The organism is Novosphingobium sp. B1 (assembly GCF_900176395.1).
Taxonomy (GTDB): domain Bacteria; phylum Pseudomonadota; class Alphaproteobacteria; order Sphingomonadales; family Sphingomonadaceae; genus Novosphingobium.
In genome coordinates, this window is record NZ_FWXL01000002.1 from 506624 (window position 1) to 532260 (window position 25637).

Here is a 25637-nt window from a genome sequence, read left to right on the forward strand (position 1 = left end):
ATGGCCAATCTCATCCGCCGCGCCACACGCTTGCCGCTGCCGGGCAAGATCGGTCTTGCGCTTGTCCTGTTCTGGATCGTCATTGCGGTGATCGGGCCGTGGATCGCGCCCTATCCGCCAGGCTCCTTCGTGAACGAGGAAGTGTTTGCCGGGTCAAGCCGGGCGTATTGGTTGGGGAGCGATTTTCTGGGACGTGACGTGCTGAGTCGTCTCGTTTCGGGCGCGCGGTTCACGGTAGGACTTTCGGCCATCGCGGTGACAATCGCGGCCAGCATCGGCACGGGGCTGGCGCTGACGGCAGCCGTTGGCCCGCGTTGGCTCGATGAACTGCTGTCGCGCGCAATGGATACGCTGATCTCGATCCCCAGCAAGATCTTCGCACTGGTGCTGGTGGCAGCGTTCGGTTCGTCGATGGCGCTGCTGACGCTGATCATTGCCATTACCTACATACCCGGCAATTTCCGCATTGCCCGTTCGCTGGCGGTGGGCTTGGCGAAGCTGGATTACGTGGAAGTGGCGCGGGCGCGGGGCGAGGGGCGGCTGCACCTTGCAGTGGTGGAGATTCTGCCGAACATTCTCAAGCCGCTGTTTGCCGATATCGGCCTGCGCTTCGTGTTCATCGTGCTGCTGCTCTCGGGGCTCAGCTTCCTTGGCCTTGGCCTGCAGCCACCGGATGCCGATCTGGGATCGCTCGTGCGCGAGAATACCTCCGGGCTCGCCGAGGGCGCGCTGGCGATCATTGCGCCGGCTGCCGCGATTGCGAGCCTGACAGTGGGCGTGAACCTGCTGATCGATGCCGCCACGCAGGGGAAGGCCGAATGACCATGACTCCCCATGTCGACGTGCGCGGCCTGTGCGTGACGGTGCGGGCGCCCGATGGATCGCCCTTGCGCATTGTCGATAACGTCTCCTTTGCCATTCCGCGTAGCGAGGTGCTGGCGCTGATCGGGGAATCGGGTTCAGGCAAGACCACGATTGCATTGTCGCTGATGGGCTATGCCAGGGGCGGGGCAAGGATTTCGGGCCAGATCACTGTTGGCGAGGCCACGCTTGATGGCGCTGGCGACAAGGGCCTGGCAGCGCAGCGCGGCCACCGCATCACCTACGTGGCGCAGAGCGCTGCTGCCGCGTTCAATCCGTCGCGACGGGTGATCGAGCAGGTGATCGAGCCTGCGCTGATCCACGGCACGGCAACGGATGCCCAGGCACGGGCGCGTGCGGTCGAGCTGTTCGCGGCTCTTGCGCTCCCCAATCCGCAGACCATCGGCAGCCGTTACCCGCACGAGCTTTCGGGCGGGCAGTTGCAACGGCTCATGGCGGCGATGGCGCTGATCACGCGGCCAGACCTGGTGATCTTCGACGAGCCGACCACGGCGCTGGACGTGACGACGCAGGTGGAAGTGCTGCAGGCCTTCCGCAAGGTGGTGCGCGAACAGGGCGCGACCGGGGTCTACGTTTCGCACGACCTGGCAGTGGTCGCGCAGATGGCGGACCAGGTGCTTGTGCTCAATCGCGGCACCGTGCGCGAACAGAATGCCGTGCGAGCGGTGCTTGAAGCGCCCGCAGACGATTATACGCGCACGCTTCTGGCCGCCGCACAGCCGGTGCTGAAGACAGTGGTCCCGGTTGCCGTCAAACCCGCACCGCTGCTTTCGATCAGCGGGATCCATGCAGGATACGGGTCGATCGACCGGCAGGGACGGCCAGCGCATCCCGTGTTGAGCGACGTCAGCCTGACCGTACCGCGCGGGGGTGCTGTCGGAGTCATCGGGGAATCCGGTTCGGGCAAATCGACCGTTGCGCGCGTCGTGGCTGGTCTGCTGGCCCCCACTGCGGGGGAGGTTGTGCTGGATGGTCAGACGCTGGCGGCATCGCTTAGCGAACGCGGCCGCGAGGAATTGCGACGCATCCAGATCGTGTTCCAAAATGCCGACGTGGCGCTGAATCCGGCCCATAGCGTCGGCGATATCCTGGGGCGGGTCCTGCGCTTCTATCATGGCATGAGCGGCAGGGCAGCCACCGCCCGCGTGGCCGAACTTCTTGACCTGATCCGCCTGCCATCTGCGGTGGCGGGGCGACGCTGCGATGAACTTTCGGGCGGGCAGAAGCAGCGCGTGAACCTTGCCCGTGCGCTGGCCGCCAATCCTGATGTGATCCTGTGCGACGAGGTGACCTCGGCGCTGGACACGGTGGTGCGCGAGGCGATCCTCGATCTGCTGGCCGAATTGCGGCGCGATCTGGGCGTTGCCTACTTGTTCATCAGCCACGACATCGCGACGGTGAAGGCGCTGTGTGACGAGATCGTGGTGCTCTACAAGGGCACGCGCGTGGAAAGCGGGCAGAGCGGGACCTACAACGCACCGCCCTATCACCCCTATACCGACCTGCTCATTTCTTCGGTTCCTGAACTGCGCACCGACTGGCTTTCCGGCGTGGGGCCGAAGGCCACGCCGCAGTTGGGCGCAGTTACGGACGATGCAGGACTTTGCCGGTTCCTGCCGCGCTGCCCGGTGGCGATCGCGGGCCGCTGCGATACCAGCCCGCCGCCGCTGCGCCTGATGGATGCGGGCAACGCCGTGCTGTGCCACCGGACCGAATCCGAGCTGGCCCACTGACCATCCGACCCAACAGGAACACGATGTGAAGTTCATCTCCGAAGAAGAATCTGCAGCGCTCGTCAATCACGAGATGGCCTTTGCCGCCGCGCGTGAGGCGCTGTGCGCAGTGGTCGAGGATGCCGTGCTGTTCCCGGCGGTACTGGCGCATGGCACTGCGCCGACCAACCGCTTTTCGATCAAGTCAGCTTCGACCGGGAGTTTCGCCGGGCTGAAGGTCGGCTCGTTCTGGCCAGACAATCCCGACTTGGGACTGCCCCGGCACAACTCCGTGATCCTGCTGTTCGATCAGCGCATCGGCCGGGTCGAGTGGGTGATCGAGGCAGGCAAGGTCAATGCCTATCGCACGGCCGCCGCCGACGCGGTTGCCGCTGACGTGCTGGCGCGGCCTGACGCTTCGGTGCTGGCGGTGTTCGGTGCAGGCAACCAGGCCTTGTTCGAATGCCTTGCCATTTCGCGCATCCGCCCGATCAAGCGAATCCTGGTCGTGGCACGGGACGAGGCGAAGGGGCGCAGCTTCGTCGAGGCGCTGCAGGCCGAAGGGCTTGAAGCCGCTCAGGCCGACGCGAAGGAAGCTTGCGAACGGGCCGACATCATCGTGACGGCGACACCGGCGCGTGCGGCGCTGTTCGAAGCGGATTGGGTCCGCCCCGGTGCGCACGTTGCCAGCATGGGATCGGACGCGGCGGGCAAGCAGGAAATGCCGCCGGCGCTGTTCGACCGCGCTGCGCTGTTCTGCGACCATCCGGCGCAAGCGGTGGTGATGGGCGATCTGCAGCACTTTACCGGCGATCGCAGCCGGATCACGCCGATCGGCGATGTCTTGCTGGGCCGGGCCGAGGGCCGCACTTCGCCTGACCAGATAACGGTGTTCGACAGCTCGGGCATCGCCCTTCAGGACCTGACGATCGCCCGCAGCCTGATTACCGCATGGGAAAGAGAGTACGCATGACGACTTTGCAAGCTGGGCAGACCGCAGTTGGTGCGGTTGTGGACATTCGCGCCTATGCGCCGGTAGCCAAGCCTGCGACCGACTGGCTTGAAGGCCGTGCCGCACCAGCCTTTGCCGACGAAAAGGCAGCAATTTCAGCCTTTGCGCTGCGTGGGAAAGGGGAGGTTTCTGCCCTTCCGACCGATGAGTTCGTGCTTGTGCTGAAAGGCAGGCTGGAGATTGCGGCGGAGGACGCGATGCTGGCATTGGGCGCTGACGATTGCTGTGCGCTGCCGTTTGGCTGCAGCTTTTCATGGACGGCGTCGGACGACCTGCTGGCGGTGGTCTATTCGGCGCCAACCGATCGTGCGGGGAACCGGACCACGCCGGTCATGATCGACAAGAATGCGCCGCTCAATCCCTCGAGCCCGCCTGCGAATGAAAACCTGCTCGGGGAAGTGCCGACCTGTCGCGGTTTCTCCGACTACGTTTCGGCCAATGCCGAATTCTGTGCCGGGACGTGGGATTCCACCCCCTATCATCGCCGCCAGATCCCCTACCGCCAGGTGGAGCTGATGCTGTTGATGGCAGGGGCGGTGACCTTCACCGATGGGAACGGCAGCGTATCTTTCAGCCAAGGCGATGTGTGCATGTTCGTGCGCGGCGACGGTTGCGCCTGGTTGAGCGAGGAATACGTGAAGAAGGTCTTCGCGACGCAACGGCCGCTTGGCTGATAACGGAGTTTGCGGGTGCGGCATATTATTCCGCGCTCGGCAGCATCTAGCGCAGGACCGTGGCGAAGATTTTCGGCTTTCGGAACAATTTGCCAGCGCAAATCCGCTTTAACCTTGGCCACTGCGCCGTAATCTGAATTCAGCCAGCGCTGGTGTGGAGGAGTAACCTTGGAAATGTCGGGGGCCATGGTCGCAAGCGACAGCAACGGCGTGATCGCGCTGCGGGCTGACCATCTCGAACAGGCTCACGGTCTTTCGGAGGTGCTGAAGTGGCCCTACCGGCTGGAAGACTGGCAATTCGCGCTGGAACTGGGCCGCGGCTTTGCCGTGGAGGTTGATGGCAAGCTGCTGGGAACTGCCCTGTGGTGGCCTTATGGCGAGGATTTCGCGACCATCGGCATGATCATCGTTTCTCCCGATGCGCAGCGCCGGGGAATCGGCGGCAGGCTGATGGCTGCGCTGCTGGCAGACGCGGCAGGGCGGCGGATCACGCTGATCAGCACCAAGGATGGCGAACCGCTTTATGCAAAGCTGGGCTTTGCACGTTGCGGCTTCATCACCCAGCATCAGGCGGTGCTGGACAAGGTTCCCGCCATCGATACCTCAGTGCCGGTGCGCGCTGCCACAACCGCCGACCGGGCTGCGATCGACGCGGTCGACGCGGCCGCGGCGGGCATGGATCGCCGGTTGCTGCTCGACGCGTTGCTTGCTGTGGCAGATGCCGTCGTGATCGAACGGGCCGGCGTCATCTCCGGCTATGGCTGCGTCCGGCGTTGGGGGCGCGGGGTGGTGATCGGACCTGTGGTCGCAGCGACTGCCGACGACGCCAAGGCGATCGTTGCCGTGCTCGCTTCGGCCTATGAAGGCGTTTTCGTGCGGGTCGACGTCACGGATGCGAGCGGACTTGCGCCGTGGCTGGTCGAGATCGGCCTGCCGCAGGTGGACCGGGCACCGATCATGGCGCTGGGCGCGCCGCCGATCTCTGAACCGGGGGCCATGCTGGTGGCGCTTTCGAACCAGTCGCTGGGCTGAAGCCATTGTTACAGGCGGGATAATGATGACGAAAACTGCAGTTCTCGACGCCGTAACGGCAAACCCGGTTTCGCTTGATACGGTGGCGACCCCGGCACTTGTCCTCGATGTGAGCAAGGTGGATCGCAACATCGCCCGGCTACGGGCGCACCTCGCAAAGCTGGGCACGGGGTTCCGGCCGCATGTCAAGACGAGCAAGTCGCTGGACGTGGCGCGCAGGCTGTTTCCCGAACGAACCGGCCCGATCACGGTTTCGACCCTTGCCGAAGCCGAATACTTCGCCGACGGAGGCTTTACCGACATCACGTACGCCGTGGGCCTGAGCTTCAATCGCATCGAGCGGGCGCGCAAGCTGGTGGCCCGGGGCGTGCGGCTTTCGGTGCTGATCGACACGCCGGAGCAGGCCCATGCCCTGGCAGAAGCTGCGGCGGATGGCGGTCCGATGCCGGCGGTACTGATCGAGATCGATTGCGACGGACATCGCGGTGGTGTTCTGCCCGATGATCCCGCGCTTGTCGCCATTGCCGACGTGGTGCGAGACGGCGGGCTGGAACTGGCGGGCGTGCTGACCCACGCCGGGGAATCCTACAATGCACGCGGAGGCGCCGGGTTGCCCGAAGCGGCAGAGGGCGAGCGCGCTGCTGCGGTGGCGGCGGCTGAAGTCTTGCGGGCTGCCGGCCATCACTGTCCCGTGGTCAGCGTTGGTTCGACGCCGACCGCGCATTTCGCGCAAAACCTCTCAGGGGTGACCGAAGTGCGCGCAGGCGTGTTCAGTTTCTTCGACCTGGTCATGCACGGGATCGGCGTGTGCGCGGTGGAGGATATCGCTGCGTCGGTGCTGCTGACGGTGATCGGCCATCGCCCGGAAAAGGGCTGGATCCTTACCGATGGGGGTTGGATGGCCCTTTCGCGCGATCGCGGGACGCAGCGCCATCCGGTCGACCAGGGCTATGGCATGGTCTGCGACATCGACGGCAAGCCCTTTGCCGACGTGATCGTGGAAGATGCCAGCCAGGAGCACGGCATCATCAAGGTTCGCCCGGGAAGTGGCGGCAGCCTGCCCGACCTGCCGATCGGTTCGCGGGTGCGCATCCTGCCCAATCACGCCTGCGCCACCTGTGCGCAGCATGAAGCCTACAACGTGGTAGATGGCGCGGGTCGCGAAATCGTGGGCCATTGGCCACGCATGCGGGGTTGGTGACACCGCCTTGTCTTCCGCAACCCGCAAGGGTGGAGAAACGACATGAAGATGACCTCCTATTGGCTCGATAGTGCCAGGCCCTTTGCCTCTGGCGCGCAGGGCGGACCGAGCGGCACTGCCGACGTTGCCGTGATCGGAGCGGGCTTTACCGGCCTGTCGGCGGCGCTGGCGCTGGCAAAAAAGGGGGCCAAGGTCGTTGTTCTCGAAGCGGACCGGGTGGCCGGTGCGGCATCGGGGCGCAACGGCGGCATGTGCAACAACGGCTTTGCACAAGACTATGGCGGCATGGTCGAGAAGTTTGGGTCGGAACGTGCAAACATGTTCTACCGCGCCTTCGACGCGGGCGTTGACCTGGTCGAGCAGATCGTGGCTGACGAGGGGATCGACTGCCACTTCGGCCGCGTCGGCAAGCTCAAGCTGGCGGCAAAGCCCGGGCATTTCGAGAAGATCAAGCGATCGCAGGACCTGCTGGCGCGCACCGTCGATCCCGAGACAAGCCTGGTCTTGCCGCAGGACCTGCATGCAGAGATCGGCTCGGACATATTTTGCGGCGGCATGCTCTACGGCAAGAGCGCCAGCATGCACATGGGCGAGTACGGGCAGGGCCTGGCCGAAGCGGTGGTACGCCGTGGCGGCACGATTTTCGAGCATAACCCGTTGATCAAGATGCGTCGCGTTGCTGGCACGAGCCACGAGCTGACGACGCCCCATGGCAGCCTGATCGCCAATCAGGTGCTACTGGCCACGGGCACGTCGCGCGTTGGACCATTGGGATGGTTCCGGCGCCGCCTGGTGCCGGTGGGAGCCTACCTGATCGCGACGGAACCTCTGCCGGTGGAATTGCTGGACAGGTTGACGCCGCTTCGGCGCAACACAGTCGATACGCGCAACTTCGTCAGCTATTTCCGCACGACGCCTGACAATCGCATCCTGTTTGGCGGCCGGGCGCGCTTTTCCAGTCGCAGCGATCCGGCCGCGGACGCCAGGAGCGGCGCGATCTTGCGGCGTTCAATGGCGAACTTCTTCCCCGAACTGGCCGAAGCGCGCATCGACTATTGCTGGGGCGGCATGGTGGACATGACCAGCGATCGCCTACCCCGCGCAGGGGAACGCGACGGCCTGTTTTATTCGATGGGCTACAGCGGCCACGGCACGCACATGGCGACATACATGGGCAAGATCATGGCCGACGTGCTGGACGGCAAGGCCGAGGCGAACCCGTGGCGCGACTTCGACTGGCCTGCGATCCCCGGCTACTTCGGCACGCCGTGGTTCCTGCCGTTCGTCGGCGCATATTACCGGTACAAGGATATGGTTGGATGAGCGATCCAGCACAGGACGCACTGCAGGCAGTGCTGCCGCTGACAGGCAAGGCCTATATCGGCGGCGAATGGATCGACCTGCCAGGCGCCGAAAGGCTGCCGGTGATCAATCCGGCCAACGGCACCTGCATCGCGCAAGTGGCCGCGGGCACGGAGGCGGATCTTGACCGGGCGGTGGCAGCGGCGCGCGCGGCCTTCGGCGGGTTTTCGCAAAGCCCGGTGGCAGAGCGCATTGCCCTGCTGGAGCGCATTCACGCGCTGATGACCGAACGAGCCGAAACGCTGGCGCAAGTGCTTGTGATGGAAATGGGTGCTGCGATCAGCTTCGCCCGGGCATCGCACGTGCCCTTCGCGATGGCCCATGTGCAGGCCGCGATCGAGGTGCTGCGGGACTATGATTTCCTGACGATGCGCGGGACAACTGCCATCGTACGCGAACCCATAGGCGTTGCCGGGCTGATCACGCCGTGGAACTGGCCGCTCTATCAGATCACCGCGAAGGTTGCACCGGCTCTGGCCGCAGGATGCACGGTAGTGCTCAAGCCCAGCGAGCTTTCGCCGTTGAGCGCCATAATGTTTGCGCAGGTCATGCATGACGCAGGCGCGCCCGCAGGCATCTTCAATCTACTGAACGGCACTGGCAGCGAAGTGGGGGCAGGGATGGCAGCCCATCCCGACGTCGACATGATCTCGATCACCGGATCGAACCGTGCAGGCGTGCTTGTTGCGCAGGGCGCAGCGCCGACCGTGAAGCGGGTGACGCAGGAGCTTGGCGGCAAATCTCCCAACGTGCTGCTGCCCGATGCCGATTTCGAGCGGGTCGTCCCGCTGGGCGTGATGGCCGCGTTTCGCAACGTCGGTCAATCGTGCAGTGCGCCGACACGGATGATCGTGCCGCGTTCTGCCTTGGCGCAGGTCGAAGCCCTTGCGCGCAAAGCGGCCGAAGACATCGTCGTAGGCGATCCCACCGAGGATGCGACGACAATCGGCCCGATTGCCAATGCTGCGCAGCATCGGCGGGTCCAGACGATGATCGCTGTAGGCATCGAAGAGGGCGCGAGGCTGGTCTGCGGCGGTCTTGGCAATCCTGAAGGACTGGACCACGGGCTGTTCGCGAAACCGACGATCTTCTCGGATGTCACAACTGCGATGCGCATCGCGCAGGAGGAAATCTTCGGGCCGGTGCTGGCGATCATCCCTTACGATGACATCGACGAGGCTGTCGCTATCGCCAATGACACGGACTATGGGCTCGGCGGCCACGTGCATGGTGCCGACCTGGAGCAGGCGCGCAGCGTCGCGCTGCGCATCCGCACCGGGCAGGTCCACATCAACGCCCCGGCGTGGGACCGGCACGCGCCGTTCGGTGGCTACAAGCGGTCCGGCAACGGCCGCGAGTACGGCCTTTTCGGCTTCGAGGAATATCTCGAGGTGAAGGCCATCCTCGGTTTCGCATGACTTCACAAGATCACCGGAGAAGTACGACATGCCCGCGCCCTTGAGGTTCATCGAGTCCACCCCGGAGCTGCCAAAGCAGGCTGACGTCGTCGTTATCGGCGCGGGCATTGTCGGCAGTTTTACCGCCTATTTCCTCGCTAAGCGTGGGCTGAAAGTTGCGCTCATCGAAAAGGGTGTGGTCGGTGGCGAGCAATCGAGCCGCAACTGGGGCTGGTGCCGCCAGCAGAACCGGGACGAGCGCGAGTTGCCATTGGCAACCAAGGCGCTCGACCTGTGGGAGCAGTTCGGGATCGAGAGCGGTGAGGAAACCGGGTTCCGTCGGTGCGGCCTGTTCTATGTCAGCAACGACGAAGCCGAGATCGCAACGTGGGCGAAATGGGGCGAGTATGCCCGCTCGATCGGCGTGAAGACCCGCATGCTGAACAGCCAGCAGGCGACCGAAAAAGGCAGCTTCACCAAGCAGGTCTGGAAGGGCGGCGTGCATTCGCAGATGGATGGAATCGCCGACCCCGGCCTTGCCGTGCCAGGAGTCGCGCGTGCCATCATGGCGCTGGGCGGCACGGTCCACCAGGCCTGCGCGGCACGTGGGATCGAAACCATCGCTGGCGCTGTCAGCGGCGTGGTAACCGAGCGCGGCACCATCGCCACCAAGCTCGTCATCCATGCAGGTGGCGCCTGGGCATCCTCGTTCATGCACCAGTTGGGCGTGCGTTTTCCGCAAGCGACAGTCCGCCAATCCATCCTTGCCATTGGTACGGGCCACATGAGCCTGCCCGACGCCTTCTATGGCAATTCGATGTCGATCACCCGTCGCGGCGATGGAGCCCACGCGCTGGCCTACAGCGGGCGCGCCAAGGTGGACCCGACGATGCAGTTCATGCGGTTTCAGAAGCAGTTTCTGCCGATGTTCAAGCAGCGCTGGAAGAAGGTGTCGCCCGGAGGCCTGCAGGGATTGCAAGCCGGCCACGAGACGCTTTCTCGCTGGGCACTGGACCGGCCGACCCCGATGGAAGCACGTCGCATCCTCGATCCGAAGCCGGACCCCAAGACCATGCGGCTGACCATCGAGCGCGTATCGCAGTTGATCCCTGCCGTGAGGCAGGCACCGATTGTCGGCAAGTGGGCCGGGTTCGTCGACAGCACGCCCGATGGCGTTCCGGTGATCGGTGAGATACCTGCCATTCCGGGCTTCATCCTGGCCGCCGGCTTCAGCGGCCATGGCTTCGGCATCGGGCCGGGGGCGGGGCACCTTGTCGCCGACATTGCCTCGGGCCACGAGCCGATCGTCGACCCACGGCCCTACCGGCTGTCGCGTTTCGACCCCGGTGGCAGGATCGCCGTATCCGAGTTCTGACCTCAAGCAACGCTTTCGGTTTTCGCCATAATGTTTCGAAATCCTGCGCAAACCGGCAGCTTCTTTTGAGCATTGTTCGCTAAAGCCGGAACATCAACGGCGGCGAGGTCGGCGTTACACAGGGATGTGCGCGGGAGTATCGGATGACAGTTCAGGACGTGACGAAGATCGTTCTGCGGGACATGACGGAAGACGATATTCCGTCCGTTGCCGATCTGTGCTTCGAGCAGCAGTGGCCGCACCGCGAAGAGGATCTCGAGAAGCTGCTGGCAATCGGTGGCGGGATGGTGGCCGAAGCAGATGGCAAGATCTGCGGGACGATCATGGCCTGGCGCTTTGGCCAATCCTTCGCAATGTTCGGCGTGATCATCGTGGCAGTGGCGCAGCAGGGCAAGGGACTGGGCCGCCAGATGGCAGAGGCCATGTTGGCACGCTTTGAGGGCGTGACCGTGCTGGTCAATGCCACCGACGAAGGTATTCCGCTCTATTCGAAGCTGGGCTTTGTCCCGCTGGGCAAGGTGCTGCAGCATCAAGGCACCGCACCGGTGCAGCCCCTTGTCGAATTGCGCTCCGGCGAGCGGGTCCGCCCGATGGGTGCAGCCGATGCTGGCGCGCTGGAGACGCTCTATTCCTCGGCCACGGGCATGGACCGGAAGGCCTTGCTCGACGCGTTGCTGGCAGATGGCAGCGCGGTGGTCTTGTGCCGCGAGCATGTGCAGACGGGCTTTGCTGTGATCCGTCGGTTCGGGCGGGGTTGGTTGATTGGCCCTGTCATTGCCCCCGACGCGATAGGAGCCAAGGCGCTGATTGCGCATTGGCTAGGCACACAGACTGGCAGCTTCTGCCGCGTCGATGTGCCCGAGGCGACGGGTCTTGGACCTTGGCTGGAGGAGGTGGGGTTGCCTGAGGCCGGACGGGTGACCCGGATGGTGTACGGCCCCGCCCCGGTCCCCGGAGAAGATGTCGCCATTTATGGTCTTGCTGCACAGGCGCTTGGATAACATGCTGAACTTGAACGATCCCTCACTGTTGCGGCAAGCTGCCCTGGTTGATGGCACATGGCTATCCGCAGGTCTCCCGGCGCTTGCGGTGACCAACCCTGCAACTGACGAGGTCATCGGCACCGTGCCCGATTGCGGCACCGCCGAAACCGAAGCTGCGATTGCTGCGGCGCAGGCTGCATGGCCCGAGTGGCGGCGGCGCACCGCCGGCGAGCGTGCCGCCCTTCTAGAAGCGTGGCACGCGCTAGTCCTTGCCCATCAGGACGACCTTGCCCGGATTATGACTGCCGAGCAAGGCAAGACGATTGAGGAAGCACAGGGCGAGATCCGCTATGCCGCGACCTTCATCAAGTGGTTCGCGGAAGAAGGCCGCCGCGTCGGCGGGCGCAACATTCCCTCGCCCGAGCGGGACCGCCGCATCATCGTCCTGACAGAGCCGGTTGGCGTTTCCGCTGCCATCACGCCGTGGAATTTTCCCGCCGCGATGATCACTCGCAAGTGCGCGCCGGCACTGGCGGCCGGATGCCCGGTGGTGATCAAGCCTTCGGAGATGACGCCGTTCACTGCTCTGGCACTGATTGAACTGGCGCAACGCGCGGGTTTTCCCAAAGGCACGATCAACCTCGTGACGGGCATGCCCAAGGCCATCGGCGAGGCGATCACGGCAAGTCCGGTGGTGCGCAAGCTGTCGTTCACCGGCTCGACGCGCGTGGGGTCCTTGCTGATGCGGCAGAGTGCGGACACGATCAAGCGGCTGAGCCTTGAACTGGGCGGCAACGCTCCGCTGATCGTGTTCGACGATGCCGATCTTGATCTGGCAGTGAAGGCAACAATGGCCAGCAAGTTCCGCAACGCCGGGCAGACCTGCGTCTGTGCGAACCGCGTCCTTGTCCACGCGCCCATTTACGACGAATTCGCCTCACTGCTTGGCGCGGCAGTGGAAGCGCTGAATGTCGGCAATGGCATGGACGCAGACGCCACGACCGGTCCCCTGATCAACCGGGCGGCCACCGAGAAGGTCGCGGCGCACATCGAGGATGCTCTGGGCAAGGGCGGCAGGGTGCTGTTTTCCGGCAAGGGTGCGCAAGGTGGCAACTTTGCCCGCCCGGTGATCATCGGTGAGGCCAATACCGAAATGCGATTGGCCCATGAGGAGACGTTCGGGCCCGTCGCGCCGCTGTTCCGCTTCGAGACCGAGGATGAAGCGATCGCACTGGCAAATGACACCGAATACGGGCTTGCGAGCTACTTCTACACCTCTGGCCTGGATCGCGCATTCCGCGTGGCCGAGGCGCTCGAAGCCGGCATGATCGCTCTCAACACGGGCTCGATCGCCATGGAAATTGCCCCGTTCGGGGGCGTGAAGCAGTCCGGCCTGGGCCGCGAAGGCGGCACGTTGGGCATTGAGGAATACCTGGAGACCAAGGCCTTCCACATCGGTGGCCTGAAGATCTGAAGCAGTTTGGGGGCCAAGCCATGACAAGCAAATTGCGCAAGCACACGATCGCGGTGATCCCCGGCGACGGTATCGGCAACGAGGTCATGCCCGAAGGCATGCGCGTGCTCGAGAAGGCCGCATCGCTTTACGGCTTCGAGCTGGAGCAGAAGTGGCACGAGTTCTCCTCCTGCGACTACTACGCACGTCATGGCAAGATGATGCCCGACAACTGGAAGGAAGAGATCGGTCGGCCCGACGCGATCTTCTTTGGTGCAGTGGGCTGGCCCGATACCGTGCCCGACCATATCTCGCTGTGGGGCTCGATCATCCAGTTCCGGCGCGAATACGACCAGTACGTGAACTTGCGACCCGTGCGGCTGATGCCGGGAGTGCCGTGCCCTCTTGCCGGCCGCGAACCGGGTGACATCGATTTCTGGGTGGTACGCGAAAACACCGAGGGTGAGTATTCATCGGTCGGCGGGATCATGTTTCCCGGGACCGAGCGTGAACTGGTCATCCAGGATACGGTGATGACCCGTGTCGGCGTGGACCGCGTTCTGCGCTATGCCTTTGATCTGGCGCAGACGCGCGAGCGCAAGCATCTGACAAGTGCGACCAAATCGAACGGCATTGCCATCACCATGCCGTACTGGGACCAGCGCGTGGAAGCGATGGCCGAACAGTATCCCGACGTAACGCACGTCAAGTACCACATCGACATTCTCACCGCGCAGTTCGTGCTCAACCCTGACAGGTTCGACGTGGTGGTTGGCTCCAATCTCTTCGGCGACATACTCTCGGACCTTGGCCCTGCCTGCACGGGGACAATCGGCGTCGCGCCTTCTGCCAACATCAACCCCGAGGGCAATCATCCCTCGCTTTTCGAACCCGTCCACGGATCGGCACCCGACATTGCGGGCCAGGGTATTGCCAATCCGGTCGGTCAGATCTGGTCAGCGGCGATGATGCTGGAACATCTTGGCGAGGCCGAAGCCGCAGCGGCGATCATGCAGGCGGTGGAGCAGGTTCTGGCAACGACTGCAGCGCGCACGCGCGATCTCAAGGGCGCGGCGGGGACCGCCGAATGCGGCAAGGCTATCGCCGAGGCGCTGCAGTAACCGGCAGGCAAACCGGCGCTGACCCGTAAGCCCGACCAATTCTGCCGCAGGCGCCCGAAACGACGGGCCAAGATGTCGACAGCCATGGCCTTTCGGGCGAAAATGCCGAGGGCGAGTCATAAGCTCGTCATGCCGGAAATGCCCGGCAATCAATCCGGAGGCCACTATCGTGCGCAGGATTTCTCCTTGTATTTCAGCCGCTCTGGCCTTTGCAACAGTCGGCGCAGCGCTCGCTTCGACAGCGGCGAGCGGTCATGCGATATGGTTTGCGCAACGCGCCAAGCAACTGGCGCTGATCTATGGCGTCGGGTCGGATGACCTTGACGCGGTGAAGCGCTTGCCGCTGATCACGGCCGTCAATGCCTATGATGCCGACGGGTTGCCGGTGAAGGCATCACTGCGCGCGGCGGGGGCGATCCCGGTGGTCGACAGCGACGAGCCAATGGCTGTGGTCGCCGCCGTCATGGACTATGGTGTGTGGTCGAAGGATGCTGCCGGAACCTGGCACAACAAGGGCAGGGACGAGGTCAAGGACGCCATCGTCAGCGAGCACAACTTCAAGTACGCCGTGCACATCAACCAGCTTCCGTCCAAGCCCATTCCCCTCATCCCCGGGCACAAGCTCCAGCTTGTCCCGGCCAGCTCTGCCATTCCGCAAGCCATGGGTCAGCCCATTCGTGTACGGGCGATGTACGAGGGCAAGCCGGCGGCCAAGGTCGCCATCATGCACGATTACGTCAATGATCCCGACCAGAAGCCGACGATGACAGACGCCCAGGGCTACGCAACGGTGCCGGTGCGCAATCAGGGCCTGAACGTGATCGTCGGGATCCTTGTCGGCACGTCCGACAATCCGGCGAAGTACCAGCAGATGGAGCATCGCGCTTCGCTGACCTTCGTGCTGCCGCACCAGCCGGAATGACAAGAATCTCAGGGAGAATTGCAATGCGTTTCGGGTATGCTTTTTCTACGCTGGCCGGACTGTCTCTGGCCGCCCTTCCGGCAGCAGCCTTCGCCCACGGTTCGATGAAGCCGATGCACGGCGGCATCGTGACGATGACCGGCGAAACTGTTGTCGAACTGGTTCGCGCGCCCCAGGGCGTCGACATCTACATCACTGAAGAGGACGAACCGTTGGCGGCGTCAGGCTTTGACGGCAAGCTGACAGTAAGCACCGCAGGGTCCAAGGCGGAAACCCCCTTGGCGGCGCAGGCTGGCAACCACATGGCGGCGCCAGGCCTGGCAATTCCTGCCGGCTCCAAGGTGGTGGTTGCGCTGACGGCCAAGGACACCGGCGCAAAGACGCTGGCGTCCTTCGCGATCGATTGACGATAGCAGAGGCCGGCTGACCCCAGCCGGCTTCAACAAGGATCTGGCCGCACAGCGGCGTTGATGCGACAAGCCGGGAACGGCATCGGAAAGGGAACGAGGGCAGGGATCATGGCCAGCAGTATCACATTGCCTCCGGGAGGTATCGTCAGCCAGGCATCGCCGGGGGTCAAGGCAACCGCGCATGCCCGCCTTGCCAACATCGATGCGCTTCGCGGCTTCGTGATGGTGCTGATGTTGCTCGATCACCTGCGCGAAACCTGGTTCGTCAACTATCCGGTCACTGACCCGATCAACGCGGTGACGATCCTGCCGGCGATTGGTTTTGCGCGGTTCGCTGTCAGCTTCTGTGCGCCGATCTTCGTCGCACTCACTGGACTTGGCGTCTATCTGTTCAGCGTCAACCATACGGTCGCGGAGACGACGGAATACTTGCTCAAGCGGGGCTTCCTCCTGATCGCGATCGAGCTGCTCTATCTTTCGCCATTGTACTGGGGGATCGTGCCGCAACCGACGTTCTGGTTGCAGGTGATCTGGGCGATCGGCATCTGCATGATCCTGCTGGCCGCGCTGATGCGGCTGCCGCGGCCGGTGCTGATCGCGTTGGGCCTTGGCATCGTGTGCTTCCACAACCTGCTCGACCCCATCGTCCTGACCAAGGACGACGCCCTGTTCCCGGTCTGGGCAATGCTTCATCAGCGTGACGCTTTCGCTCTGCCGTTCGGTTTCATGGCCAAGACCACTTACCCCATTCTTGCTTGGGTAGGCGTCATTCTGCTGGGCTTTGGCATCGGACCTTGGTTCACCGGAGAAGTGCAGCCACAGGTTCGCCAGCGGCGGATGCTTACGCTCGGCTTCGGCATGATCGCGGCCTTCATCCTGCTGCGCTTCCTGAACGTCTATGGCGACAAGCCGTGGTTCGTCGTCGAAGGCAGCCCGGTCCGCACCGTCATCAGCTTCATTTCGCTGACCAAGTACCCGCCGTCGCTGCTGTTCCTGCTGCCGACGCTCGGGGGAGGAGCGCTGCTGCTGGTGCTGTTCGAGAAGATCAACGACTCAGGCCTCGTGGCGAAGCTGGCGATCTTCGGCGGCGCACCGATGTTCTTCTATCTCCTGCACCTGACCGTTTTGCGTATCCTCTATCACAGCGCGCTCGCCATCTGGGGACCGAACAACGGCACCGCCTACATGTTCGACAACTACAACTGGGTTCTGCTGTGGTTCGTGGCCATGATCGTGCCGCTTTACCTGCCGACGGTTTGGTACGCCCGCCTTAAGCGTAGGCGGCGGGACATCACCTGGCTCAAGTACTTCTAACAAGGGCTGAGCTTTTACCTCGACGATGTGCTTGAAGGGGCGCGCGGCAGAATATGCCGCGCGCCTCATTTGCAAGAGGGCGGCCACTGGCATTTCCCATGGCATTCGGCGCAACCCGCTCTTGCCGCTGACATAGGCTGCGACAAGTGATACGAAATGGACCGAAAGCAATGACCACACCTGCATCTGGCCAAACCAACCGTTCGCTTGCTGACATCGACCGCGATCACCTGATCCATTCGGTCACGTCGTTCCGCGGGCACGAACAGCACGGCGCAATCGTGCTGGAATCAGGCAAGGGCATGTGGTTGACCGACGCGGCGGGCAATCAGTTGCTTGATGCCTTTGCCGGGCTCTGGTGCGTCAACGTCGGGTACGGGCAGGACTCCATCGTCGAGGTTGCCGCAGAGCAGATGCGCAAGCTGCCTTACGCAACCGGCTATTTCCACTTCGCCAGTGAACCGGCCATTCGCCTCGCCGGAGAACTGACTGCGGCGGCGCCCGAAGGACTGGATCATGTGTTCTTCACGCAGGGCGGGTCTGACGCGGTGGACAGCGCGATCCGCTACATCATCCACTACTGGAATGCAGCGGGAAAGCCCGCCAAGAAGCACTTCATCGCGCTGGAATGGGGCTACCACGGATCGAGCAGCCTCGGTGCCGGCCTGACGGCGCTGGGCAATTTCCATCGCAACTTCGACCTGCCGCGCCCGTGGCAGCACCACATCGCCTCGCCTTACCAGTATCGCCATCCGCAAGGGCATGACGATGCGGCGGTGATCGCCTCGACGGTCGCCGCGCTCGAGGCGAAGGTGGCCGAACTCGGACCCGACAACGTCGCTGCCTTCTGCTGCGAGCCGATCCAGGGTTCCGGTGGAGTGATCGTGCCTCCGAAGGGCTGGCTAAAGGCCCTGCGCGAGGCCTGCACCCGGCTCGGCATTCTCATGCTGGTGGACGAGGTCATCACCGGCTTTGGCCGTACCGGACCGCTGTTTGCCTGTCTCGATGAAGACGTCTCGCCCGATTTCATGACCACGGCCAAGGGCCTGACGGCAGGTTATGTGCCGATGGGCGCGATGTTCATGGCCGATCACGTGTATCAGACGATCGCGGACGCTGCGCCCGCTGCGCTTCCCATCGGCCATGGCCAAACCTATTCGGGCCACCCTGTTGCCGCAGCCGTCGGGCTTGAGGTCCTGCGGTTGTACCGTGAAGGCGGGCTCCTCGAAAACGGGGTCACTGTCGGCAAGCGCTTTGCCGAGCACATGGAGCGGATCAGGGCCCACCCGCTGGTGGGCGATGTGCGCTATCGCGGAATGCTGGGCGCCATCGAACTGACGCCGGACAAGGCAACTAAGGCGATCTTCGAATTGGCACTCGATATCGGCGGGCGGCTTTCGAAGCTTACTTACGGGAACGGCGTGATCGTGCGCTGCTTCGCCAATGCCGTCCTGGGCTTTGCGCCCGCCCTGTGTTGCACACTGGAAGAGATGGACATGATCTTCGAACGCGTGGAACGTTCGCTCGACCAGTTGCTCGACCAGCCAGATATTCGCGCTGTCGTCGCGCTGCAAACCGCCTGAGGGAGGCCGACCATGCTGCCGGGACCAAAGCTAGACAGGATCGACCTGAAGATCCTCGCCAAGCTCCAGCAGGAGGGGCGGATTACCAATGTCGAACTGGCCGATGCGGTGGGTCTTTCTCCCAGCCCCTGTCTGACACGGGTCAAGCGGCTGGAAAAAGCGGGCTATATCAGCGGCTACGGCGCGCACGTGAACTTCAACAAGCTTGGCGAATACCTGACGGTGTTCACGGAAGTCACGCTCAGCGAACATCGCCAGGGGGATTTCAGCCGCTTCGAAACACGCATCGCCAAGCTTGACGAGATCGTGGAATGCCATCTCGTTTCAGGTGGCTATGACTATCTGCTGAAATTCGTGGCCCGGGGCGTCTCGCACTACCAGTCGATCATCGAGAACATGCTCGAAAGCGACTACGGGATAGAGAAATACTTCAGCTACATCGTGATCAAATCGCCGTTCATCAAGCACAAGTTTCCGATCCAGAACCTCTTCGGACAGAGCCATGGCTGAAGGGAATGTGGCTGAAATCGAGGCGATCCTGCCCGATCTTGTCGCCCTGCGGCGGGACATACATGCTCATCCCGAACTGGGCTTTTGCGAACACCGCACGGCCGGGCGCATCGCCGACGAATTGCGCAGCCTCGGCATCGAGGTGCATGAAGGCATTGGCACTACCGGGCTCGTCGGCGTGCTGAAAGGAAAGCGCGAAGGTACGCGCACCCTGGGTCTTCGGGCCGACATGGATGCGCTGCCGATCGATGAGCAGACCAACCTGCCATGGGCCAGCACACATCCCGGCGCGTTTCATGGCTGCGGGCATGACGGCCACGTTGCCATGCTGCTGGGCGCAGCGCGGGTCCTTGCCGACGATCCTGATTTTGCCGGCACGCTGCACTTCATCTTCCAGCCCGCCGAAGAGGGGCAGGGCGGAGCGCGGGTGATGATCGAGGAAGGCCTGTTCGAACGTTTTCCCTGCGACCGCGTCTATGCCTTGCACAACTGGCCCGGCCTCCCTGCCGGAACGATCAGCACGCGCCCCGGCGCTATCATGGGCGCGGCCGACAAGTTCCGCATCACGTTGACCGGCAGGGGTGGCCACGCTGCCATTCCGCAGGACAGCCCCGACGCCATCCTTGCCTCGGCCAGCCTGGTGCAACAGCTCAACACCATCGTGTCGCGCAGTGTGCCGCCCTATGCCTCGGCAGTGCTCTCGATCACGCAGATACACGGCGGCCATGCCCACAACGTAATCCCGGCCGAGGTCATGGTGGCAGGCACCGTGCGCACCTTCGATCCGGCCGTGCAGGATCGCATCGAGGACAGGATGCGGGCCATGCTGAAGGGTGTCGAAGCCAGCTTCGAGGTGGTGTGCGCCCTCGATTACGACCGCTATTACCCGGCCACGATAAATGATCCGGCGGCGGCAGCCGATGCGCTTGAGGTGGCGGGCACCGTGGCAAGAGCAGAACTTGCGCCCGAACCTGCGCCAACGTCCGAAGACTTCTCGTTCATGCTGCAACAGCGGCCCGGCGCCTATATCTGGCTCGGCCAGGCCACGGGCGATCACGCCGCTCCGCTCCACAACCCGCACTATGATTTCAACGACAGCGTAATGGCAACGGGCGTACGGCTTCATGTGGCGCTTGCAAAGCACTGGCTTGCCTGACGCGCGGATCATCGGACTGATTTTGCCCCTATGCAGTATCGCCTGACCTGCGCAAACAGCGTATACCTCCTCAGCAAGAGGAGGGGAGATGCTGGAGAGGGGCTACAGCAGGCGGTGAGCGACAATGATCTGATCGCTGCCATGTATGGCGCCATCGGCGACGATGCGCGTTGGACTTCCGTACTCGATACGATCAAGTTGCGGCTCGGCGTTGCCAGCGCCGTGTTCCAGCGCCTCGTGATTGACAAGGATGACCTTGTCCCGATGTTCAGCCTGCGAGACACGTGGTCTACGCAGGAGGCCGAGCGGCATGATTCCTGGGCCAACTCCCCGCTCAATCCGCGCTTCCGGCGAAATACCGCACCTATCGGCCCCTACGAGATCGCAAGCGATCAGCTTAGTGCAGCGCTCACTGCCGAAGATCGCGAAGTGCTGCGGCATGGCTTGGCAGCCTGCGGCCTTGGGCCAGGGTTCTGGCTCGATTGCAAGACCGGGCCGGGTGAGCATACCACGATCATCCTGCATCGCCATGTCGATGACAGCCGTGACATTACCGATGACGACCAGCAGTTCCTGCATTTGCTGATGCCGCATTTCCGGCAGGTCTCGCGGCTTTTGAACGACTTTGCCGATCAGCGCGCGCGCTTGGCGGTGGCTGAAGCCTTCATGGATTCCACCACGCTTGCACTTCTGGCGTGCGATCTTGACCTTGGAATCCACTGGATGAATGCCGCTGCAGAGCGGTTGGTGGACGAGTTGCCGCAGGTTGCAATCGCCGGCAACACGCTGCGCTTCCGGTCATGCGAGAGCGCAGTTTTGCTCAAGACAGCATTATCAGGTGCCGGCGGGGATGCCTGCCGTGTGCCGGGGAATGAACCGGCGCAGGTGCTGCATTTGCGGGTGTTGCGGCGCGATGCCGCCGGCTGGCGGCGCGGAGCACGCGGCATGGTGCTGCTGGCGATGGCATCGCCAGGGACGGCTCCGACAATAAACGCGGCCGAAGTTGCCAACCTGTTCGGCCTGACGATGGCCGAGGCGACTCTGACGGCCCATCTCGTGGGTGGCATGACAGTCAAGCATTATGCCTTGCATCGCGGCATCGCCGAGGGAACGGCGCGCATGCAGCTCAAGAGTGCGCTGGCAAAGGCTGGCGTCGGTCGACAGGCCGATCTGGTGCGACAGGTGTGCCAGTCACTCGCCAGATTGTAGCGGGCCGGAACGGACGATCCGCTCCGGCCCTCACCATTATCAGAATGTGATGTTGAGCTTGACGCCGTACTCGCGCGGCGCGCCGTAGAACTCGTTCGAGTTCAACTGGCCCGTGATGTACTCCTTGTTGGTGAGGTTGGTGCCCCAGGCCTCGATCCTCAGCCTTTCGCTGACCTTGAGCGTCAAGATCGCCGAGAGTAGCCCGCGGGGATTGAGGCGGTCCGATAGTGGCGAATAGCCGATGTAGGTGAACTGCTCGCCCACGAAGGCATAGTTCATGCGCGGCGTCAGCGACATTTCTCCCCCCAGCGGGATTTCATATTCCACGCCGCCACCCCAGGTCCAGCGCGGGGCGTAAAGGTTCGGCCCGCCGCCGGTTGTCTGGATGAAGGGTGCGTAGTCGAAGCAGAACGGCGGCGCGGACGGCGTGCCCGCCGGGCATTGCGGGCCGAGGTTGCCGCCGCCGAGCTGGCGCGTGTTGACGAATGTGACGCTGGCCAGATCGGAGTCCACGAATGCCACGTTGGCATCGAAACCGAAGCCGCCGAAGCGCCCTTGCACCTGCGCTTCCACGCCCTTGATCTTGACCGTCGAGATGTTTTCGACGCCCGCAAAACCGGTGCTGGGTTCCACGACATTGAACTGGAAGTTGGCGTACTGGTTGTAGAATGCGCTGATCTGGGTGCGGATGCGGTTGCCCAGGAAGGCAGACTTCCACCCGGCTTCGTAGCTGATCACGCGCTCCGGATCGAAGTTGGACGTCGGCGAATTAAAGCCGCCCGGCTTGTAGCCGCGCGCGACCAGCGCATAGAGCAGGTTGTCGCGATCGACCTTCCAGTTCACCGCGAACTTGCCGGTGGCAAGCGAGTCCTCGTGGCTGCCTGCCAGTGAGGCAACGGCCAGGCCGCCCGGAGGGAAGCCCGGAATGCCGGCGCCGATGGTTACGTCGCCGTATCCGGTGGCCTTGTAGGTCGAATAGCGCGCGCCGAGCTGGGCTTCGAGGCCGGGGACGATCTCGTAGTTGCCCTGCGCGAAGACACCGGTCGTCGTGCGCTGGTTGCCGCCGATGATGTCGGTCGGGAAGCCCTGCTGATCCTGAAGGATGCGGATCGCTATGTCGTTGCGCTGGAAATACCCGCCGACGATCCAGTCAAACCGACCTTCGGTGGGCGAGATGATGTTGATTTCCTGCGTGTAGACCTTTTCGCCCGCAAAGTAGTCCTCGGCAATGCCGCCGGGCTCCGCCGAGGCGTCAACGTCGTTGAGGGCGTTGATGCGCTTGTTCTGATAGCCCGTCACCGAGCGAAGCGTGATGCCGCTGGCCAGTTCCTGCCGCATTTCGAGGCTGGCCTGGAACGCGCGTTCGCGATTGGCGACGGGCGTGTCGAAGCTGATCGTGCGGATGTCGCCGACGCGGAAGGCTTCGTACGGTGTGCCGAGGATCGGGCGGTAGGCATAGCCGCCGGTGTCTCGATCGTTGAACGAGACCTTGGCAATGGCCTGGAACGAGCCAGGCTTCCACATTGCGGTGAAGCGGCCGCCGCCTTCGCGAAGCTTGCCGGCCTCGTTGGAAACGGGACCCACGCTGGTGTAGAAGCTATCGCGGTTGCGATAGAAACCCGCAGCACGAAAGCCAAACGTATCCGAGACGGGCAGGTTCACTGCCGCTTCTGATTGTACCGAGCCGTAGTTTCCGCCGCCGAACATGGCATAGCCGCCAAGCCCTGCATCGAGTTGGGGGTTCTGCGTGTTGATGAAGATTGCGCCGCCGGTGGAGTTCGAGCCGACCAGCGTGCCCTGCGGCCCGCGCAGCACTTCGACGCTGGCAAGGTCGTAGAAGCTGTTGGCCTGCACGATCGGTGGCTGGAACAGGCCGTCGACGTAAGTTGCGACGCCGGCCGTCACGCTGGGCGAGTTGCTGGCAAGGCCGATGCCGCGAATGTTTATCGACTGGGTGATGCCGCCGTCGGAAATCGACAGGGCAGGACTGGCGTTCTGCAGGTCAGCCAGCTTGGTCACGGCCTTGTCGGCGAGAGCGCTAGCATCGAAGGCCGTGGCGGAAACGGCAACGTCCTGCAGCTTTTCCTTGCGGCGCTGCGCAGTAACGATGATCTCGCTGACGCCTTCGCTGGCGTCGCCAGCCGTGGCAGCGGTATCCTCCTGCACTTGCCCGAAGGCGATGCCAGGCTGCGCAATCAGGGCGAGCGCCGTTGCGCAGCCCAGCGTGAACTGAGTCTTCATGATATCCTCCCTTTTATGCTTTGATTATGGTGCCGGGTGCCAGGCCGAGGCTGCGGCGAGAAACGCCATGGTCTCCTGCCCGACGCTGCCTTCCGCTGGCGGGTAGTAGCTGAGCTTGACGACGACCGTGCGACATGCCGGATCGACGTAGACGTACTGCCCCTGCAAACCGATCGCCGAGTATGCGGGCGAATTGGCCATCGTCCACCATTGGTAGCCGTAGCCGCCCTCGGGGCCAGTCTCCGGTCCCGCCGGGGCCTGCGCAGCCTTGACCCATTCCTCGCTGACAATGCGCTTGCCATTGGCGACCCCGCCATCAAGCATCATCTGGCCAATGCGTGCCCAGTCGCGCAGGGTGGCGTTGAAGCCGGCGCCGCTGAACTCGCGGCCGGTGCCAGGCTGGCCGTCCATGATATAGAAGCCATCAGCCTCGGTACCGAGCGGCTCCCACAGCTTGCGCGCAGTATAGGCGGCGACCGAGCCACCGCTGACGCGTTCGATCAGCCAGCCCAGAACGGCTGTGTCGATGGTCTTGTAGGCGAAGACTTCGCCCGGCTTCGACTTGCGCTTGATGGTCCGGGCGACGTCGGCGAACCGCGCCACGTTCTTGACGAGCGCGTTGATGTGGTTGCTCGCCGCGATGCCGGGGTTGGCGAAATCATAGCGCTCTTCGTAATCCACCCCCGAGCGCATTTGCAGGATTTGGCGGACGGTCACGCCATCATAGCCGCTGCCCTTCAATTCGGGCAGGTACTTGATGATCTGATCGTCGAGCGAGGTGATCAGCCCGTCGGCCAGTGCCGCACCAACAAGCGTGGACGTGATCGATTTGGTCATCGACCAGCCCATGAAGCGCGTGCGCTCGTTCGATCCGTTCCGATAAATCTCGGTAACGATGCGCCCGTCTTTCATGATCAGAAGGGCATTGGTGTAAGTTCGCTCCATCGCCTGTTCGGCGGTGAAGGTCTTGCCGGCGAACGAATAACTGAAGTCCATCGGGCGTTCGACCTTGGGAAAAGCCCAGGGTGAACCGGAATGCGCGACGGTGCGGGTGGTGAACAGCTGGTCCATGTTGCGAAAGGCAAAGCTGTTCACATCACCGTCGTTCATGTGCCAGCGCATGATTTGCGTTGCCACGGGCACGTCGGACTTCGCGCCCGTCTGCAACTGGGCCGGCAAATCCTGCTGCGCGGATGCAGACACAGGGGCCGAAAATGCAAGAAACGCTGCGACCACACGAAAATTGCGTGCGAATTTCATCTGAGTGCTCTCCCTGAAGTCCGGTCTGTCCGACCAGCTTTCAGGGGAAGAATATCGATTCGTCGCGTGGGCGCATGAACCATATGGTATATGACATAACAAAAGTTGGATTTTCGTGGCACCTGATGAGGCGGAGAGGCCGCAGGACTTTCGAGATCGTCTCGATGGCGCGATGTCGGCCCGGCCAGAGCCTTTGAATGCTCTCCCTCCCGCGACGAATAAATATTTGCTCGGCGTGGAAGGAATAGGCGATCCTGTGGCTCTTATCTTGCAAGGTCGAAAATCGGCCGCACAGGAGGATGTTACGAGAGGCGAGGCGAACACAGAGCTGGCGAAACGTCGCCAGAGGGCAACGTGGGTTGCGCAACAGCTGCTGCCGCATGAGCGGCAGGTTCGGGGCTGGCTTGCGCGTTCCCGCTTACCCGGCGAGGAGATCGACGAGGTCATGCAAGAAGCCTACTGCAGAATTGCGATGCTCCCGGCCGTCGATCACATCGAGCATCCCATGGCGTACCTTTACTCTGTTGCGAGAAACCTCGTGCTGCGCCGCATCAAGCGGCAACAAGTCGTCATGCTGGATGTTGTCGCTGACATTGAATGCTTCAGCGATGATTCCCTGCAGTCTCCGGAGCATCAGGCCGAGAGCCGCATGGACTACGAACGCGTGCTCGCCATCATTGCCGGTCTGCCTGAACGTTGCCGGCAAGTGGTGGAACTGCGCAAGTTGCAGGGCTGTAGATTTCCGCTGAGAATTGACCCGGTAGGGGCATAAATTTCCACTGAGAATTGACCCATGTTTGAACCCGCCCCTGGCTGACCAGTCTGGGG

At 63.2% G+C, this 25637-nt stretch carries 22 protein-coding genes; 20 read left to right on the forward strand and 2 right to left on the reverse strand.

Going from position 1 to position 25637, the window contains the following annotated elements; genetic code table 11:
- From B9A23_RS05660 to B9A23_RS05750, 19 genes are all read left to right on the forward strand, one after another.
- Positions 1–822: an ABC transporter permease gene (locus B9A23_RS05660; protein WP_084277852.1), complete on the forward strand. Its 822-nt coding sequence runs from the start codon at positions 1–3 to the stop codon at positions 820–822.
- Positions 819–2615, forward strand: a complete 1797-nt coding sequence (locus B9A23_RS05665; RefSeq protein ID WP_084277853.1) for an ABC transporter ATP-binding protein — start codon at positions 819–821, stop codon at positions 2613–2615. The genes B9A23_RS05660 and B9A23_RS05665 overlap by 4 nt, the downstream gene beginning before the upstream one ends.
- A 25-nt stretch (positions 2616–2640) precedes the next feature.
- A complete protein-coding gene (locus B9A23_RS05670; protein WP_084277930.1) occupies positions 2641–3567 on the forward strand; it encodes an ornithine cyclodeaminase family protein in 927 nt (308 codons plus the stop codon).
- Complete coding sequence (locus B9A23_RS05675; protein WP_084277854.1) at positions 3564–4280, forward strand: cupin domain-containing protein; 717 nt, start codon at positions 3564–3566, stop codon at positions 4278–4280. The genes B9A23_RS05670 and B9A23_RS05675 overlap by 4 nt, the downstream gene beginning before the upstream one ends.
- A 186-nt stretch (positions 4281–4466) precedes the next feature.
- The gene (locus B9A23_RS05680; RefSeq protein ID WP_084277931.1) at positions 4467–5312 is read left to right on the forward strand and encodes a GNAT family N-acetyltransferase; all 846 of its coding nucleotides are present in this window, start codon (positions 4467–4469) and stop codon (positions 5310–5312) included.
- 25 nt (positions 5313–5337) lie between these two features.
- The gene (locus tag B9A23_RS05685; RefSeq protein ID WP_084277932.1) at positions 5338–6513 is read left to right on the forward strand and encodes an alanine racemase; all 1176 of its coding nucleotides are present in this window, start codon (positions 5338–5340) and stop codon (positions 6511–6513) included.
- A gap of 42 nt (positions 6514–6555) precedes the next feature.
- Positions 6556–7836, forward strand: coding sequence for an NAD(P)/FAD-dependent oxidoreductase (locus tag B9A23_RS05690; protein ID WP_084277855.1), 1281 nt, complete (start codon positions 6556–6558; stop codon positions 7834–7836).
- A complete protein-coding gene (locus B9A23_RS05695) occupies positions 7833–9293 on the forward strand; it encodes an aldehyde dehydrogenase family protein (RefSeq protein ID WP_084277856.1) in 1461 nt (486 codons plus the stop codon). Before B9A23_RS05690 ends, B9A23_RS05695 begins: the two co-directional genes overlap by 4 nt.
- A gap of 28 nt (positions 9294–9321) precedes the next feature.
- Positions 9322–10647 carry an NAD(P)/FAD-dependent oxidoreductase gene (locus B9A23_RS05700; RefSeq protein ID WP_084277857.1) on the forward strand — a complete coding sequence of 442 codons (1326 nt, stop codon included), beginning with the start codon at positions 9322–9324 and terminating at the stop codon, positions 10645–10647.
- Between the two features lie 143 nt (positions 10648–10790).
- Positions 10791–11648, forward strand: a complete 858-nt coding sequence (locus tag B9A23_RS05705; RefSeq protein WP_084277858.1) for a GNAT family N-acetyltransferase — start codon at positions 10791–10793, stop codon at positions 11646–11648.
- 1 nt (position 11649) lies between these two features.
- Positions 11650–13104 carry an NAD-dependent succinate-semialdehyde dehydrogenase gene (locus B9A23_RS05710; RefSeq protein ID WP_084277859.1) on the forward strand — a complete coding sequence of 485 codons (1455 nt, stop codon included), beginning with the start codon at positions 11650–11652 and terminating at the stop codon, positions 13102–13104.
- A gap of 20 nt (positions 13105–13124) precedes the next feature.
- Positions 13125–14204 carry a tartrate dehydrogenase gene (locus tag B9A23_RS05715; RefSeq protein WP_139797335.1) on the forward strand — a complete coding sequence of 360 codons (1080 nt, stop codon included), beginning with the start codon at positions 13125–13127 and terminating at the stop codon, positions 14202–14204.
- Positions 14205–14373: 169 nt separating this feature from the next.
- Positions 14374–15126, forward strand: coding sequence for a DUF4198 domain-containing protein (locus B9A23_RS05720; RefSeq protein ID WP_084277860.1), 753 nt, complete (start codon positions 14374–14376; stop codon positions 15124–15126).
- A 23-nt stretch (positions 15127–15149) separates the two neighbouring features.
- The gene (locus B9A23_RS05725; RefSeq protein WP_084277861.1) at positions 15150–15533 is read left to right on the forward strand and encodes a hypothetical protein; all 384 of its coding nucleotides are present in this window, start codon (positions 15150–15152) and stop codon (positions 15531–15533) included.
- A 111-nt stretch (positions 15534–15644) separates the two neighbouring features.
- Positions 15645–16850, forward strand: coding sequence for an acetyltransferase domain-containing protein (locus B9A23_RS05730; protein WP_084277934.1), 1206 nt, complete (start codon positions 15645–15647; stop codon positions 16848–16850).
- A 170-nt stretch (positions 16851–17020) separates the two neighbouring features.
- Positions 17021–18433: an aspartate aminotransferase family protein gene (locus B9A23_RS05735; RefSeq protein ID WP_084277862.1), complete on the forward strand. Its 1413-nt coding sequence runs from the start codon at positions 17021–17023 to the stop codon at positions 18431–18433.
- A gap of 12 nt (positions 18434–18445) precedes the next feature.
- Entirely contained in the window at positions 18446–18943 is a 498-nt protein-coding gene (locus tag B9A23_RS05740) for an Lrp/AsnC family transcriptional regulator (protein WP_084277863.1), read from the forward strand.
- Positions 18944–18950: 7 nt separating this feature from the next.
- Entirely contained in the window at positions 18951–20099 is a 1149-nt protein-coding gene (locus tag B9A23_RS05745; RefSeq protein ID WP_084277935.1) for a M20 aminoacylase family protein, read from the forward strand.
- Between the two features lie 114 nt (positions 20100–20213).
- Entirely contained in the window at positions 20214–21308 is a 1095-nt protein-coding gene (locus B9A23_RS05750) for a helix-turn-helix transcriptional regulator (RefSeq protein WP_084277864.1), read from the forward strand.
- Between the two features lie 39 nt (positions 21309–21347).
- Here the strand turns inward: B9A23_RS05750 and B9A23_RS05755 are convergent, their stop codons facing one another.
- Both B9A23_RS05755 and B9A23_RS05760 read right to left on the reverse strand, forming a co-directional pair.
- Positions 21348–23549 carry a TonB-dependent receptor gene (locus B9A23_RS05755; RefSeq protein ID WP_084277865.1) on the reverse strand — a complete coding sequence of 734 codons (2202 nt, stop codon included), beginning with the start codon at positions 23547–23549 and terminating at the stop codon, positions 21348–21350.
- A gap of 24 nt (positions 23550–23573) precedes the next feature.
- Positions 23574–24809, reverse strand: a complete 1236-nt coding sequence (locus B9A23_RS05760) for a serine hydrolase domain-containing protein (RefSeq protein ID WP_084277866.1) — start codon at positions 24807–24809, stop codon at positions 23574–23576.
- Between the two features lie 115 nt (positions 24810–24924).
- Between B9A23_RS05760 and B9A23_RS23280 the strand changes: the two genes are divergently transcribed.
- Positions 24925–25581, forward strand: coding sequence for an RNA polymerase sigma factor (locus B9A23_RS23280; RefSeq protein WP_254895009.1), 657 nt, complete (start codon positions 24925–24927; stop codon positions 25579–25581).
- Positions 25582–25637 lie beyond the last annotated feature (56 nt).

Coding starts and splice junctions, on each gene's coding strand:
- B9A23_RS05685 (WP_084277932.1), top strand. CDS start 5,338: ATGACGAAAACTGCAGTTCTCGACGCCGTAACGGCAAACCCGGTTTCG.
- B9A23_RS05735 (WP_084277862.1), top strand. CDS start 17,021: ATGACCACACCTGCATCTGGCCAAACCAACCGTTCGCTTGCTGACATC.
- B9A23_RS05665 (WP_084277853.1), top strand. CDS start 819: ATGACCATGACTCCCCATGTCGACGTGCGCGGCCTGTGCGTGACGGTG.
- B9A23_RS05660 (WP_084277852.1), top strand. CDS start 1: ATGGCCAATCTCATCCGCCGCGCCACACGCTTGCCGCTGCCGGGCAAG.
- B9A23_RS05725 (WP_084277861.1), top strand. CDS start 15,150: ATGCGTTTCGGGTATGCTTTTTCTACGCTGGCCGGACTGTCTCTGGCC.
- B9A23_RS05730 (WP_084277934.1), top strand. CDS start 15,645: ATGGCCAGCAGTATCACATTGCCTCCGGGAGGTATCGTCAGCCAGGCA.
- B9A23_RS05710 (WP_084277859.1), top strand. CDS start 11,650: ATGCTGAACTTGAACGATCCCTCACTGTTGCGGCAAGCTGCCCTGGTT.
- B9A23_RS05705 (WP_084277858.1), top strand. CDS start 10,791: ATGACAGTTCAGGACGTGACGAAGATCGTTCTGCGGGACATGACGGAA.
- B9A23_RS05690 (WP_084277855.1), top strand. CDS start 6,556: ATGAAGATGACCTCCTATTGGCTCGATAGTGCCAGGCCCTTTGCCTCT.
- B9A23_RS05715 (WP_139797335.1), top strand. CDS start 13,125: ATGACAAGCAAATTGCGCAAGCACACGATCGCGGTGATCCCCGGCGAC.
- B9A23_RS05680 (WP_084277931.1), top strand. CDS start 4,467: ATGGTCGCAAGCGACAGCAACGGCGTGATCGCGCTGCGGGCTGACCAT.
- B9A23_RS05755 (WP_084277865.1), bottom strand. CDS start 23,549: ATGAAGACTCAGTTCACGCTGGGCTGCGCAACGGCGCTCGCCCTGATT.
- B9A23_RS05700 (WP_084277857.1), top strand. CDS start 9,322: ATGCCCGCGCCCTTGAGGTTCATCGAGTCCACCCCGGAGCTGCCAAAG.
- B9A23_RS05675 (WP_084277854.1), top strand. CDS start 3,564: ATGACGACTTTGCAAGCTGGGCAGACCGCAGTTGGTGCGGTTGTGGAC.
- B9A23_RS05740 (WP_084277863.1), top strand. CDS start 18,446: ATGCTGCCGGGACCAAAGCTAGACAGGATCGACCTGAAGATCCTCGCC.
- B9A23_RS05695 (WP_084277856.1), top strand. CDS start 7,833: ATGAGCGATCCAGCACAGGACGCACTGCAGGCAGTGCTGCCGCTGACA.
- B9A23_RS05760 (WP_084277866.1), bottom strand. CDS start 24,809: ATGAAATTCGCACGCAATTTTCGTGTGGTCGCAGCGTTTCTTGCATTT.